8 protein-coding genes are annotated in these 15,179 nt (G+C 58.0%); 6 read left to right on the forward strand and 2 right to left on the reverse strand.

Annotated features, from left to right (window positions below):
* Positions 1-231: 231 nt before the first annotated feature.
* The gene (locus AVCG78_RS06580) at positions 232-1,125 is read left to right on the forward strand and encodes a dienelactone hydrolase family protein (RefSeq protein WP_071206634.1); all 894 of its coding nucleotides are present in this window, start codon (positions 232-234) and stop codon (positions 1,123-1,125) included.
* Positions 1,126-1,165: 40 nt separating this feature from the next.
* Here AVCG78_RS06580 and AVCG78_RS06585 read toward each other — a convergent pair whose 3' ends face one another.
* Positions 1,166-2,362: a GGDEF domain-containing protein gene (locus AVCG78_RS06585; RefSeq protein ID WP_071206632.1), complete on the reverse strand. Its 1,197-nt coding sequence runs from the start codon at positions 2,360-2,362 to the stop codon at positions 1,166-1,168.
* Positions 2,363-2,722: 360 nt separating this feature from the next.
* Here AVCG78_RS06585 and tpiA point away from each other — a divergent pair, with 360 nt between their 5' ends.
* The 5 genes from tpiA to AVCG78_RS06610 all read left to right on the forward strand — a co-directional run bounded on the left by tpiA (position 2,723) and on the right by AVCG78_RS06610 (position 7,828).
* On the forward strand, positions 2,723-3,493 hold the full coding sequence (tpiA, locus tag AVCG78_RS06590; RefSeq protein WP_071206756.1) for a triose-phosphate isomerase: 771 nt from the start codon (positions 2,723-2,725) through the stop codon (positions 3,491-3,493).
* A gap of 97 nt (positions 3,494-3,590) precedes the next feature.
* Positions 3,591-3,977 (forward strand): preprotein translocase subunit SecG, encoded by a 387-nt coding sequence (gene secG / locus AVCG78_RS06595; protein ID WP_015916020.1) that lies wholly within the window; start codon positions 3,591-3,593, stop codon positions 3,975-3,977.
* A 116-nt stretch (positions 3,978-4,093) separates the two neighbouring features.
* Complete coding sequence (locus AVCG78_RS06600; protein WP_081363374.1) at positions 4,094-5,731, forward strand: CTP synthase; 1,638 nt, start codon at positions 4,094-4,096, stop codon at positions 5,729-5,731.
* Positions 5,732-5,861: 130 nt separating this feature from the next.
* Complete coding sequence (locus AVCG78_RS06605; RefSeq protein ID WP_234665108.1) at positions 5,862-6,893, forward strand: serine hydrolase domain-containing protein; 1,032 nt, start codon at positions 5,862-5,864, stop codon at positions 6,891-6,893.
* Positions 6,894-6,916: 23 nt separating this feature from the next.
* Positions 6,917-7,828 carry an agmatinase gene (locus tag AVCG78_RS06610; protein WP_071206630.1) on the forward strand — a complete coding sequence of 304 codons (912 nt, stop codon included), beginning with the start codon at positions 6,917-6,919 and terminating at the stop codon, positions 7,826-7,828.
* 94 nt (positions 7,829-7,922) lie between these two features.
* On the opposite strand, the gene AVCG78_RS06615 is transcribed toward AVCG78_RS06610, so the two are convergent.
* A complete protein-coding gene (locus AVCG78_RS06615; protein WP_071585120.1) occupies positions 7,923-14,687 on the reverse strand; it encodes an apolipoprotein A-IV repeat region-like domain-containing protein in 6,765 nt (2,254 codons plus the stop codon).
* Positions 14,688-15,179: the final 492 nt, after the last annotated feature.

A 15,179-nucleotide genomic window follows, 5' to 3' on the forward strand; every position in this document is an offset into this window, starting at 1 on the left:
TGGCGCTTTCGGCGCAGTTTCCGGTTTGTTCCTGATTAGCGCATATTCTTGGCAACAATCAACCGATTGTGTTCAAGCGCGACCATTCCATAATTGCCTGTTGCGGCAAAGACGCTGGAGAATTATGTCGCACTTGGTCAAACCATGTCCATTCAGCCTTTTGTCGAGGAAAACTTTTGCGTTTCTCCCGGTGGCGTGGCAAGGCTGCGGCGTTAAGGAGACCTGATCCCGATGCGGATGTCCACAGTTCATTTGTTCGCCCCCGTGGTTCTGGCCGCTCTCTGCTCGGTTGCCAGCTCGTTGCCTGCAACGAGTGCGCCTGCCGTTAGCCTCAAACCTTTCAAGGACGAGCTGTTTTCCGGCCAGACCGTGTTGGAAAGCCGCGACAAGGGTGATTTCCAGACCATCGACTATCAGGAAATGCGCGACATCAATGGCCGCGACGAAATTCCCGAGCGCCGTGTTAAATCCGCTTACGTCTCGCTCGGTGTGCGTCACCAGCAAAAGGATGAGACGCTGGATCTCGGTGATGCCGGCAAGCTGGATGTGACCAGGACCGGACCTGCTGATGGTGCGGCCTTCACGGTGATTTTCATTCATGGCCGGGGCGGGGACCGCCGCCTTGGGGCCGACGACTACAAATTCGGCGGCAATTTCAACCGGCTGAAAAATCTTGCCAATGACAATGGCGGCACCTATTACGCACCTTCCGTGCGCTCCTTCGACCAAGCGGGGGTGACGCAGGTCGCGGCTCTGATCGATTATGCCTCGGCCCATTCCGGCGGTCGTCCAGTGGTGTTGTCCTGCGCGTCCATGGGCAGTTTCATCTGTTGGGGCCTGACCCGTGACGACCGAATCGTTGCGAAACTGTCCGGAATGGCCATTCTCGGCGGAGCCAGCGATCCGGATTTTACCGCCAGTGCGGCCTTCAAACGCAAGCTGCCGATGTGGTTCACCCATGGCAGCCGCGATAGCGTCTATGCTGCCGGCGATCAGATCGCGCTTTACGAACGTCTGCACCGCACCGGCTATCCAACCCGCTTCACGTTGTTTCTGACCGGTTCTCACGGCACACCGGTGCGCATGACCGATTGGCGCGCCGTGCTCAACTGGCTAATTCGCTAGAATCTGCTGTTTTGGTTTGTCATTTTGGGAAAGCAGGGTTTCAATTTTCCCTGGCAAATTCCAGATCGAGCTGTTTTGACCCGCTCACGCAAACGCGGTTGCGCCCGCTGCGCTTTGCCTCGTAAAGGGCCGCGTCGGCGCGGTTCAGCAGGTCTTCCAACGAAACCGTTGCCGTAGGGCCCTCCGCTACGCCCAGACTTGCCGTTGTCACCTGGCCCCTGCCTTTGCCCAAGTGCGGGATGTTCATGCACTCGATTGCCCGGCGGATGGCTTCTGCTATTGCACAGGCGGCGTCGACATCCGTATTTGGTAGCAAAACGAGCATTTCCTCGCCGCCGTAGCGGAAGGCGAAGCCTTTCTCACCGGCATTGTCGCGAATGCATTGGCTGACGGTGCGCAGACACTCATCCCCTTCCAGATGTCCGTGGACATCGTTGTAAAGTTTGAAATCATCGATATCGAGCATGATGGCGCAAACATGTGTTGCCGGTGATCTGCCTTTCCACAAGTCGGTCGCGACCTGTACCAGCGAGCGACGGTTCAGCAGGCCGCTCAGCTCATCACGGGCGGCGTTATGCTCCAACTGCTTTTGCAGTAGGCCAGCACGCAGCCTGTTGAGAAAATTCATTCGATCAGTGTGTTCGAGAAAATAGGCACCGAGCGCCAGGAAAATCGCGATCGTGATGTAGAAACTGACCAACCCGCTATAAGTGATATCGTCGAAGGAGCCGTTCAGTTTTGCGGTTTTCAACAGCACGCCGCACATCAGCGTCAGGCCGATCACCACGATATGAAACCGTGGCCGCAGCGCAATGACGAAAAACAGGAAAGCAGCCACATTGCCGTTCTGATAGACGAACATGTACGGGCTTTGGCTGTAGATTGCGACCGACATCGGCAGGAGAATACTGAGCGTGCCTATTCCCAGCGACAGAAGTTCGTAATTAAGGGCCGTGCGCCAGCGCCGGACGGCAAGCACGCTGATAATTGCGAAAGGCGTGAAGATCCCGAAGCGTACGATCAGCAGTTTATCGAACACATCGGCCATCATCGTCGCGTCGCCGATGAAAACGGCATCGTAAATAAGTGTGCCGATTACCGCCCAGAATGGTGTCAGCTTGACCCGATTGGCGACATATTCCTGAAGAAATTCCGCTTCTACGGCGGGGCTGAACCGCAACGCCTTGAAGCCTCGGGCGATTTGCCGGTCGATAGCTTCAAGAGATACGGTGGCCATTGCGGCTCTCCGGTTGACTAAGGGGAAACAAGCTTTCCGCATACGCCGAATCGGTGCTTTGGAGAAGCGCCGTTATCGAGAAACATCGGAACAATTTAAAAGTCTTGCCAATACCGATTCTGATCCGCCAGCGGCCCCGAATCTCTTTCTGTGGTTACCCCTGTAATTACAGGGTTAAAGTGTACTCTGCATGAATTAACGGCATGCTGCATTGCAACTTGCCTTTTTTGCCGCCACGTCCTTTTATAGGGTGTCTAGATGTGGAAGAGTATTGTTTATGGTTTCCCGGGTGTCGGTTGAGGCGCAAAAAAGCGACCTCCAGCTGAACAGGAACATGGAATAAGGGTGGGTTGGATCAATATGACACCAGATGTACGTCCGCTTGTTGCGGGCAATTGGAAGATGAACGGAACCCGCGACGCGCTGGATCAGATCAAGGCGATGGCCGAGGGCGTGAAAGGGCCGCTCAGCGAGACCGTGGACAGTCTGATTTGCCCGCCGGCCACCCTGCTTTACGTGGCAACCGCGCTCTGCGACGACAGCCCGCTGGTGATCGGCGCGCAGGATTGCCATCAAAATGCATCTGGCGCCCATACAGGCGATATTTCGGCGGAAATGGTCGCTGATTGCTTCGGAACCCATGTGATTGTCGGCCATTCCGAACGCCGTACCGATCACGCGGAAACCGACCATCTGGTGCGCGCCAAAGCGGTTGCGGCCCATGCGGCGGGACTGACGGCCATCATCTGCATCGGCGAGACAGCCGATCAGCGCAAAGCAGGGCAGACGCTGGATATTCTCAAGCGTCAGCTCTCCGGTTCCGTGCCGGACGAAGCGCTCGCCGAAGATACGGTCATTGCCTATGAGCCCGTCTGGGCGATCGGCACCGGCGTGACGCCGACTATCGCTGACGTGACAGAAGCTCATGCTTTTATGCGGGCCGAGTTGACGCGCCGGCTGGGCGATGAGGGTGCGAAAATGCGAATCCTCTATGGTGGTTCCGTCAAGCCTTCTAATGCCAGGGAACTGATGGGCGTCGCCAATGTGGATGGTGCGCTGATTGGTGGCGCAAGCTTGAAAGCCGCTGATTTCCTTGCCATATACGGTGTCTATTCGGATTTGATAGCCTGATCTTTGTTGAAAAGGGCTTTCTTTGCGGCGGCTCCTCGTGTAGAGAGCCGCCGAATGTTGTTTTGACTTGGCCCTACGTGGGCAGGATGGATCGTCCATGCAGACCGTACTGATCGTCATTCACCTCATAATCGTGATTTCGCTTGTCGGCGTCGTGCTGATCCAGCGGTCCGAAGGCGGCGGGCTTGGGATCGGCGGCGGCTCAGGCTTCATGTCGGCACGCGGCGCGGCCAATGCCCTGACCCGGACAACGGCTATCCTGGCGACGCTGTTTTTCATCACCTCGCTCGGACTTGGCATTCTTTCGCGGTTCGAGGCAAAGCCGACCGATATTCTCAATCGTATTCCGGCTGGCCAGCAGGCCCCTTCCGGCAATATTCTTGACCAGCTGCCTGGTGCCCCTGCAACCGCTCCGGCTCCTGCTAACGGCGCTGCGACAACGCCCGCACCGGCTCAGCCCGGCGCTGTTCCGACCGGCAACTGATCGGTCTCGTTCATCTTCGCTCCGGCGGACTTAAACAGTCCGCCGGTTTTTCTTTGTGTGTATTGTCGTCGGCATGAAAAATAACGCTGGCGGAATCAGAATCGAAACGGTATCCGGTGAATCCCATGGCGCGATATGTATTCATCACTGGCGGCGTGGTTTCCTCTCTAGGTAAGGGAATAGCGGCTGCGGCACTCGGGGCTTTGTTGCAGGCACGCGGTTATCGTGTGCGGCTGCGCAAACTGGACCCCTATCTTAACGTTGACCCGGGCACCATGAGCCCGACTCAGCACGGTGAAGTCTTCGTCACCGACGACGGCGCAGAGACGGATCTCGATCTCGGACATTACGAACGCTTTACGGGGCGCTCGGCAACCAAGACCGATAACATCACCACTGGACGGATCTACAAGAACATTATCGACAAGGAACGTCGCGGCGATTATCTCGGCGCAACGGTTCAGGTCATTCCGCATGTCACCAACGAGATCAAGGATTTCATCGTTGAGGGCAATAGCGATTATGATTTCGTGATCTGCGAAATCGGCGGCACGGTGGGCGACATCGAGGCCATGCCTTTCGTGGAAGCCATTCGCCAGCTGGGCAACGAGCTGCCACGCGGCAATGCGATCTATGTGCATTTGACGCTGATGCCTTACATTCCAGCGGCTGGCGAGTTGAAGACCAAGCCGACCCAGCATTCCGTCAAGGAATTGCAGGCCCTTGGCATTCATCCTGATATTCTGCTGGTGCGTGCGGATCGTGAGATTCCGGAACCGGAACGTCGCAAGCTGTCGCTATTTTGCAACGTCCGCCCATCGGCGGTTATTCAGGCGCTGGATGTTGCCAATATCTATGACGTGCCCATGGCCTACCACAAGGAAGGGCTGGACAATGAAGTCCTGGCCGCTTTTGGCATCGAACCGGCTCCCAAGCCACGCCTCGATGCCTGGGAAGAGGTTTCCAACCGCATCCGTACCCCGGAAGGCGAAGTTACCATTGCCATCGTCGGCAAATATACCGGCCTGAAGGATGCTTATAAGTCGCTGATCGAAGCGCTTCACCATGGCGGCATTGCCAACCGCGTCAAGGTCAAGCTTGAGTGGATCGAATCCGAGGTATTCGAAAAGGAAGACCCGGCTCCTTACCTCGAAAAGGTTCATGGTATTCTGGTACCGGGCGGCTTTGGTGAGCGCGGTTCGGAAGGTAAGATCCTGGCTGCCCAGTTTGCGCGTGAGCGCAAGGTTCCTTACTTCGGCATTTGCTTTGGTATGCAAATGGCCGTGGTGGAAGCAGCCCGTCACCTGGCAGGCATCGAACAGGCCTCCTCGACTGAATTTGGTCAGACATCTGAGCCGGTCGTCGGCTTGATGACCGAATGGATGAAGGGCAATGAGCTTGAGAAGCGGTCTGCTGCGGGTAATCTTGGCGGCACCATGCGTCTTGGTGCCTATAAGGCTGCCCTGAAGAAGGATTCGCGGATTGCCGACATTTACGGCTCTACCGAGATTTCCGAGCGTCACCGCCATCGCTATGAAGTGAATGTGGATTACAAGCAACGGCTGGAAGATTGCGGTCTGGTCTTTGCAGGCATGTCGCCTGACGGTCTTCTGCCGGAGACGGTGGAATATCCCGATCACCCGTGGTTCGTCGGCGTGCAGTATCACCCGGAACTCAAGTCCCGCCCGCTGGACCCGCACCCGCTGTTCAAGAGCTTCGTGGAAGCGGCTCTGGAGCAGAGCCGACTGGTTTGAGGCCTTCAGATCATCAAGACAATACAGACAAAACCCGCCCGCAAGGCGGGTTTTGCTTTTGGACGGCGGAAAAGATAAAAATCTGCACTCAAGCATTGAAAGCAAAATACGTATAGAATTTCCGCGATGAGTGCGAAAGCTGATCTGGATGCTCAAACGGTTACTTTTCAAAGTCTTCCTGTGTCTGTTAATGGCGCTCTCCCTGGAACGTGCCCATGCGCAGCCTTGGCAGAATATTGATCCGGCGTTAGCTGGATGGAAGGTCGACAGTCTGAAAGCCGCTCAAGATTATTCCACTCGGTTGAAACCGACAGCCGTTATGGTGGTTCAGGATGGAAAGGTCATTGCGCGTTGGGGTGACGTTTCACGCAAAGTGAACGTGGCGTCGATCCGGAAGAGCTTGTTGGGTGCGCTTTACGGAATTGCCGTATCCGAAGGCCACATAAACCTCGAGAATACGCTTGAGAATCTGAAGATTGATGACAAGCCTCCCGGCCTTACCGTGACAGAAAAACAAGCGACGGTGCGTGACTTGCTGATGGCGAGATCAGGAATTTATCATCGTGCGGCCTCTGAAACTGACGAGATGCGGCGCAAACGGCCAGAGCGTGGAAGCCATGCGCCGGGCTCGTTCTGGTGGTACAATAATTGGGATTTCAATGCCCTCGGCACGATCTATCGCCAGCAGACGGGTGAGGATATTTTCCAGAGCTTTGCGCAGCGCATCGCTGCGCCGCTCGGCATGGAGGATTTCTCGACGCGTGACGGCCACTATGTCACCGTTGCGCAATCGGAGCATCCTGCTTTCCCGGTCAATCTCAGCGCCAGGGACGCTGCTCGTTTTGGTCAGCTTTATCTGGATGCCGGTCGATGGAACAGCAGGCAGCTTATTCCCGCATCATGGGTCAAGGACTCAACAACGCCTTACTCCCAAACCGATCGGGGAAGCATGGGTTATGGTTATCTCTGGTGGACATTGAACCCTGCCGTATTCGGGGACGGAGCGGCGCTGGCATCCGGCTATGGCGGTCAAGCTATAGCAGTTATTCCTCAAAAACGCTTGGTTGTTGTCCAGGTTGTCGACGCTTCACAAAATCCCAAAGGCATTCGAACAAGCCATTTCGTGGCAATGCTGCAAATCCTCGCAACGGCTGCTCCTTAGGGCATTGAACCAGGATCTAGAAAATGAGCAATGGACCTTCATTTCTTGGCTTTCCCGAATGGCTCTCCGGCGGGCGTAAACCCGAAATAGTGATTGTCGGAGCTGGTCACGGCAGTACCTATGCCGGACAAGATAGCGGCGGTCACGCCTTGGCTCCGGATGCTATCCGCGTTGCCAGCCAGGAAGATGCGGGGTTGATCGACCATTGGGATTTCGATCTTGGTGGCCCGCTTTTCGATAACAAACCGGCTTGCTGCATCGATGTCGGTAATGTCTCGACAATCCTGCACGATAATCTTGGTAATCGAATTAGAATCGAGGCGAAAACACGGGAGATCTTGGCGTCTTCGGCTGTACCAGTCGTGTTGGGCGGCGATGATTCTATTCCGATTCCATTTGTCGCTGGCTTTTCGCAGCACGGACCTGTTTGGGTCCTGCAAATCGATGCCCATATTGATTGGCGCGACGACAAAGATGGCGAACGATATGGCTATTCGAGCCCGATGCGCCGGATCAGTGAAATGCCGCATGTTGCCGGGATCGTGCAGGTTGGCATGCGCGGCGTCGGCAGCGCAGGTATTGCCGAAATTGAGGCGGCGCAGCAGTATGGCAGTCGGATAATAACCTCTCGCACAGTTCACGCTCGGGGTATCAAAGCTGTGCTCCAGCACATCCCGGAGGGCGCGCAAACCATCATCACTCTCGATTGCGACGGTCTTGATCCCTCGGTCATGCCGGGTGTGGCGGCTCGAACGCCTGGCGGTCTTACCTATACCCAGGTCATCGACCTGATCGCGGGTATCGGCAAGCGGGGAAGAATTGCCGGGTTCGATCTCGTCGAACTCTATCCTCACGCAGACATTGATAACCTCTCCGCTTTGACCGCCGCACGTCTTGTCATCAATGTCATTGGCGCCATCGTTCGGCAGGGATGACATCGGCGCCTGCCGCTAAAAATTGAACTTTACAAACACAAAACCCCGGAGTTGCGCTCCGGGGTTTTGTTCATATTCAGATATTCAATCGCTGTCAGCTAAACCGACCTGCCGCGTGAGCGAGCATGGTATAAACCTTGCCAGTGTCGGACGTCAGGTAGGACTGGGTGATCGACTTGTCGCGGTCGGTACGGGCCACGTCGGAAAGCAGCTTTTCGAAATCAGCGATATAGCGGTCGACGGCGGTGCGGAATTCAGGTTCGCGGTCGTATTTACGCTTGATTTCATCAAAGGTCTGCTGGCCCTTCAGCGTGTAGAGGCGACGGGTAAAGACGTCACGCTCGCCGCGCTGGTAGCGGCGCCACAGGTCTACCGAGGCATCATGATCGATGGCCCGAGCAATATCGACCGAAAGTGAATTCAGCGATTCGACCATATGGCGCGGGTTGCGGCTGTCATTGCTGCGCGGTGCTTCTCCAGCGGGGCGAGTAGCGCGGGCAGGTGAGGTGATCGTCTGTTCCTCACGCGAAGCGCCTCGCAACAGGTCGCTGATCCAGCCGCCGGAGCCTTCGCCCGCAGCCGATGCTGGCTGTTCGCTTTGCAGGCTGCCACGCAGGCCAAGAGGGCTGACGGCAGGGCGTGGGGTTTGCTGAGGGGCTGGCGCGGCCGAAATTGCCGGACGGGCAGGGACAGGAGCTGGTGCGGGCTGTGGGGCTGGAGCCTGGGCCTGAACCGTCGGCGCTGGGCGAACCGGTTGGGGCTGAACAACAGCAGGGGCAAGCGCGGCAGCGCGAGGCGCAGGCGTGGAAATTTCAAGCTGCTGGGCGCTGCGGCCCACCAGCTGTGAAATATCCTGCAAAGCCTTGATCTGCTCGGCAACAGCACGACGCATGGCGCCTGCGCTTTCCTTGGCTTCTTCCGGCAGGTCGAAGGCGCCGCGTTTCAGTTCGGTGCGGGTCAGGTCGAGTTCCTGACGGATTTCCTGAGCCGAACGACGGATCTCGTCGGTGGCACCGGAGAACCGGCCAAGGGCATCCTCGACAGCCGACCGCACAGCTTCGCGCATCTGGTTGGCGGTGCCATCGGATTTCTGGCCGGCCTCTGCCAGGATACGGTCTACATCGGCAAGCGATGAAGACAGGCCACCGCGCAGGCGGTTTGCCAACTCGCTGGAGCGCTTTTCTGCATCACCCAAGGTGCGTTCGATGGCGCGGGTTGCGTCTTCGCCAGCCGAAAGCAGTGAGTCACGCATGGAGCCAGCGGCGGACTTGGCTTTTTGTTCGGTCTCTCCGAGGATCTGGCCGATATCCGCAAAGGATGTCTCAATCCCCTGACGCAGGTTTCCTGCTACCTGGCTGGAGCGCTGCTCAGCCTGGCTGAAGGCGCCATCGACCATGCCGGCCAGCGACTTCATGGTATTCTCGATCTCTTCTGACCGCTTGACGATGCCGATGGAAAGGTCGCGCAGGGCCTGCTGACGCTCTTCCAGTGTACCGGCAAGGTTGGACTGCGCTGCGCCGAGCAATTCGGACGCCTGGCCAAGCACTTTCGCATGATCACCGAACCGGCCGACAATGCCCGTCACCTGAGACAGAGCCTGGTTGGAGACATTCGACAGCCGTTCCAGATTGCTTTCCAGCAACCGGCCAGACGTCGCCAAGACATCGGCGGCCTTGTGGGTGGTCGCGGCCAGGCGGTCAGTCGTTGCGCCAAACTGGCGGTCAGCATTGGCCATGGACTGGGCGGCCTGTTCGACGACGGCGTGCAGCGTCTGGTTGGTTTCGCTGATGCGGTCAATCATCTCGCCAGCGCTGGATGTCAGGCTGTTTTCCGCAGCATTCATCTGGCGAGCCGCTTCGGCGGCACGGGCTGCCAGAGCATCGGCCAGCTTGGCATTTTCCTGGCGCAAGCTATGGGCACTCTGGTCGGCGGCCTGGGCGATCCGTTCGACGGCATCGCGGCCAACCTGGGCGTATTGCTCGACGGTCGGCTTGGCTTTTTCCTCGATCAGACGAGCCAGTTCCGACGTGCGGCCTGAGAGCATCGAATTCAGCTCGCGGGTGCGCTCGTCCAACGTGGTGCGAATGGCATTGCCACGGGCGTCCAGCGCCTTGTCGACGCTGTCGAGGGCGTCGGTCATGTCGCCGGTTGTTGCAGATAGTGCCGCGCGGATCGCAGTGGCACGTTCTTCCAGGGCCTTTTCGGCGTCGGTCAACGTGCCAGCGATGGCTCCCGCCTTGGCAGTGATGGTGGCCTCGGCTGCTGAAACCTTGCTGACGATGGCATCGCCAGCATCCGAGAAGCTCTGTGCAATCTGAGCGCCCTGACCGGCAAGCCGGTTCTGGGTGTCGGAGATCCGGCGTGTCAGGTCTTCCGCCTGTTCGCGAACCGAACGGGTGAATTCCTCATTGCGGGCATTCATGGTCTCGGAGAATTCCTGGCCGGTCCGGCCCAGCAATTCGGCGGACTTCTGCGCCTCGCTGTCAATCTCACGGGTGGCACCGATAACGGCTTCGCGCAACGATGAGGCGAGACCTGCGGCCTTGCCCTCGATGGTGTTGTTCACATTCTGCAAGCCGATATTCAGCGCACGGTCCATGGTCGACAGGCGCTCATCGATAACAGACGTGCGGCTATCAAATGTGTCGGCAACACGCTGCGTGGCATCGCCGAGTGTCTGCTCGATACGCTGGGTTGCATCCGTGGTGACGCGCTCCAGATCGGAGACTTTTTCGGAGAGTTTGGCGGCAACATTGTCACCGGCATTGCTGACCTTGAGGTCGACGCCTTCGAGGCTGCCCTGAATACGCTGTTCGAGACTGCCGAGGCTGGTCTCGATCCGGGCGCCGGTTTCGGACAACCGGTTGGCGACGCCGTCCAGCGAGCCTTCGACCCGTGTGGAGAACTCTTCTGCCGTGCGGCTGATTTCGCGGGCAGCCTGACCGAATTCTCCGGCGATGGCACCAGCCGAACCGCGCAGCCTGTCCTGAAGATCACGGCTTGAAGCGTCGATGGTGGAGCGCAGATTGTCCTGCTGTTCTTCCAGCGACATTTCCAGCATGCCAGCGCTGGCGGCGATCGAGGCGCCGATGGCCATGCCCTGTTCGTTGAGGGTTTCTTCCAATCCGCTCCGGGCATTCTGCAAGGCATTGGTGATAGCGTTGCCACGCTCGTCCAGCGTCTGGCGCAGGCGATTGTGATTGTCTTCAAAGGTGGTTTCCAGCCGCGAAACACTGCCGGTAATGTCACTCTCGATCCGCGAGACGCCAGACCCCAAGACTTGCTCAACCCGGTCGGTCGAGCGGCCAAAGACTTGTTCGACGCGGTCTGTGGATTGGCCAAGCGTTTCCGTCAAACGGCTGGAATGGGCTTCCAGTGACTGCTCAAGACGGCCCTGGTTTTCTTCATAGGCGGCCCTGATATCATCAGCCTTGTTGCCGAAGGCGAGCGCCATGCGCAGATCGGCTTCCGTGGCGGTATCCATGACCTGATTGATACGGCTGTCGAGCATTTCAGCCAGACGTCCGTGATTGGCTTCATAGGCTTCACGGATCTGGTCGGCCTTGGATCCAAGTGCCTGCTGGACACGGCTATCGGCAAAACCGACAGTTTCGATCAACTGGCCAAGTTTGGCGTCAATGGTTCCAGCCAGTCTCGCTTCGCTATCTTCATAGACAGAGCGGATCGAATCGACCTTGCTGCCCAGTGCAAACTCGATGCGCATATCGGCTTCTGCCGCCACATCGCTGAGTTGGTCGACTTTGCTGTCAAGAGTCTGTGTCAGGCGGGCCTGGCCCTCTTCGTAGACGGCACGGAGCTGGTCAGCCTTGGAGCCGAAGGCTTGCTCGATACGGCTATCGGCAGTTCCCAGTGTCTCGGTCAGAGCGCCGAGCTTGGCATCGATTGTGCCGGAAAGGCGCGTTTCGCTCTCCTCGTAGACGGCGCGGATCGTGTCCATGCGATTGCCGAGCGCCAGCTCAATGCGCATGTCGGCATCAGAGGCAGCGTCGCTGATTTGCTCGATCTTGCTATCGAGCGTGCGGGCAAGGCGCGCTTCGCTTTGCTCATAGGCGGAGATAACCTGATCGGCCTTGGTGCCGAACGCCTGTTCGATGCGAACGTCTGCATTGCCAAGCGTCTCGGTCAGGGCACCAAGCTTGGCATCAATGGTGTTTGAAAGGCGGCTTTCACTCTCCTCGTAGACGGCGCGGATCGTGTCCATACGGTTGCCGAGCGCCAGTTCGATGCGCATGTCGGCATCAGAGGCAGCGTCGCTGATCTGTTCGATCTTGCTGTCGAGCGTGCGGGCAAGGCGCGCTTCGCTTTGCTCATAGGCGGAGAGAACCTGATCGGCCTTGGTGCCAAACGCCTGTTCAATGCGGTTATCGGCATTACCGAGTGTCTCGGTCAGAGCGCCAAGCTTTGCATCGATTGTGCTGGCCAAACGGCTTTCGCTGTCTTCATAGACGGCGCGGATCGTGTCCATGCGGTTGCCGAGCGCAAGTTCGATGCGCATATCGGCCTCGGTCGCTGCATCGGTGATCTGGTCGACCTTGCCGTCGAGCGTACGGGTAAGGCGCGCTTCGCTTTCTTCATAGGCCGCACGGATAGCATCCGCCTTGTTGCCAAAAGCAGCCTCGACACGGCTATCGACGGCCAGGGCCGTCTGTTCGAGTTGCTCGACCTTGGCATCCAGAACCGATGTCAACCGCTCATGGTTTGTTTCATAGGCGGCGCGGATCGCATCGGCCTTGTCGCTGAGGGCGGCCTCAATACGGGCGTCGGCACCATCGGCGGCCTCAATGATCGTCTGTGCCTTGCGGTCCAGCGTGTTAGCAAGACGGGTTTCGGAGGAGGTGACAGCTTCGACAATGCCGGAAGAGGCATTTTGCAGTAGGTCGGAAATGCGATCATGGCTGCCGGTGAGCTGGTTGATCACCGCTTCCGAGCGGCTGCCCAGCGTTTCGTCAAAACGGGTCTGGCTGGTGTTGAGGGCTTCGGTCAAGGCTGTGCCACGTTCGGCCATGATCTGGTCGATGCGGCTCTGGGCGTTGGAAATCGTTTCGTCCAGTTCGCGCCGCCGCCGCTCGAGGGCGTCCGCCAGTTCCCGTGAATGGCTGGAAAGGGCTTCGGTCAACGCTTCCTGGTTGCCGCCAAGGGTTGCGGCCAGCGCGAAAGACTGGTCGGTCATCGTATTGCCGAGGCGGTCGATCGAGGTCGTCAGGATGCCATCAATCGTTTCCGAGCCACCCGCCATGGTTTCGTTGATGCGCAGCAGGCTTTCGTTCAGCTTGCTGTCCAGCGTGCCGGCACGCTGATCGAAAGCGGTGGCGAATTCGGTCATCCGGTCGTCGAACGTGGCGTTGATCTGGCCAATCGTCGCCTGCATCCGGTCTTCAAACAGGCCGGAGCGGATGTCGATATCAACAAGCGCGTCTTCGGCATTGGTTTGCAGGCTCTGGCGGAAGGAAACCGATTTCTCTTCGAGAGAGGTGTTGAGGCGTGTCAGCGCGCTATCCAGGCTGCCAGTGATCGACGCTTCGCCCTGGGTGAAGCTCTGGGCGATTTCACGGGTGCGGGCGACCAGCGTTTCATTCAACTGACGAGCGCGATCGTTCAGTGCCGCATTGAGCTTTTCGGTGTTGGCGTCAAGCGTCGAGGCGCGGGTTTCAAACTGGCGCAGGATTTCTTCGCCATGGGTAGACATGGAGCCGGTGAGGGCCTGCAAACGGTTATCAAATTCGCTCGACAGCGAGAATCCGGCGGCACCCAGAGTCTGGACCATTTCGTCGGTCTTGGCGGTCAGCAGCGATCCGAGCGTTGTGGCGGCGGTGTTGGATTTCTCCATGATCGTCGCGGCGCGCATATCGATCATCGAGGCAAAAGCCTCGCCTGATGTCGCCAGTCGAATGCCGATTTCTTCTGTCGCCAGCGACAGATCTTCCTTCAATTGGTCATGGGCACCCACGATGGAGGAGCGGATGCGATCGGCATGGTTTACGATGGCGTCACGTTCTGCGGACAATTCCTGAACCAGGCTGCGAACCCGAAGCTCGTTATCGGTATAGCTGCGCTCCAGCGCGGTCACCTCGGAATGAACCAGGGTTTCCAGCTCGGTGGCGCGCGCGATGGTGCGCTCAATGCCCTCGTTCATCGCCGAGACTTCGCGGCGCACGGCCTGACCGACCGACATGATACGCTCGGAGGCGACGGTTTCTGGCTCGGACAGGCGCAAGGCGACTTCTGCCATGGAGCGGGCGGCGTTGCGCATGTCCTGCGCCCGCGACATCATGATGGCAAAGGAAAAGAACACGAAGATCGGCAGGACAGTGCCAACGAGAATGGCGATAATGCCCGGATTGGCGAAAATGGCGGCAGCGCCGCCGCTCCAGATCTGGGAGCCATAGAGCAATTGCGACAGAGCCAGGCCACCGGCGCCCCAGAGAATCGAAACGATGGTGGCATTGCGCAACGCGCCGCCCATCGATCCGGCATCAAGCGATTTCAACACGGCGGATGAGCTGCGGCGGGACGCATCGTTGGCAGGGGCAAGGGAAGGGGACTTAGGCGCAGGATCGGCGGTCGTAGCGGAAGCAGGCTTTGGAGCCTTGGCAGCTTTTGCCTGGGCCGCGGCCCGCAGCCGCTCTTTTTCATTAGCTGTCGTATCCGCTTGCGGCGCGGAGGTCCGTGGTGCAGGCCTGGTCTGTCTCGGTGTGTCGGACACTTTTGCCTCCGCCGCTACAGGCGCGGGGCCACGCACTGGCGTATCGTCTTCTTCCTCGAAGTCGATCCTCAGGGCTGCCTCGAGGGCCTGGAAAGCGCTATCGTCAATCGACTCGCTTGTCTTTTTGGTCGCCATAGGTACGCCTCGCTTACGCCTACTCAGGCCGCATTGCCCGACCGGATTGCTTATAAGGCCCGGCAAACGCGGCTAACACCTTAATCATCCAGTCCCCGCACCCATTTGGCCGGTTTTCCCGGCCATCCGGACTGAATTTCGGCAGATCTCTCCAGATTTGCGCTCAATTCCCTGGCCTGCAATGGTCATCCATAGCACTACAGGGTTTAGCAGCAAAGCCTAAGACCCAATCTGCCTTTCTACCCGTTCCGTAGTGACACATTCCAGATACTGTTACAATTAACGGCACGGCTTATCCCAAAGAGATATCAGGCTTATTAACACAATTTAAAGGATCTCAGGCCGCGAAAACACATAATCTGACGGCCTTTAACGGAAATTAACCATAAGGATAAATATCCGCAGCCGTCTGGCCCGAATTTAACCCCAATCCCACGATTGACAACCATCCTGAATATGAGAACCGTATCATAACAAAAAGGATCTTAAGGG

The sequence above is a fragment of the Gillisella vitis genome (assembly GCF_021559775.1).
Taxonomy (GTDB): domain Bacteria; phylum Pseudomonadota; class Alphaproteobacteria; order Rhizobiales; family Rhizobiaceae; genus Allorhizobium; species Allorhizobium ampelinum.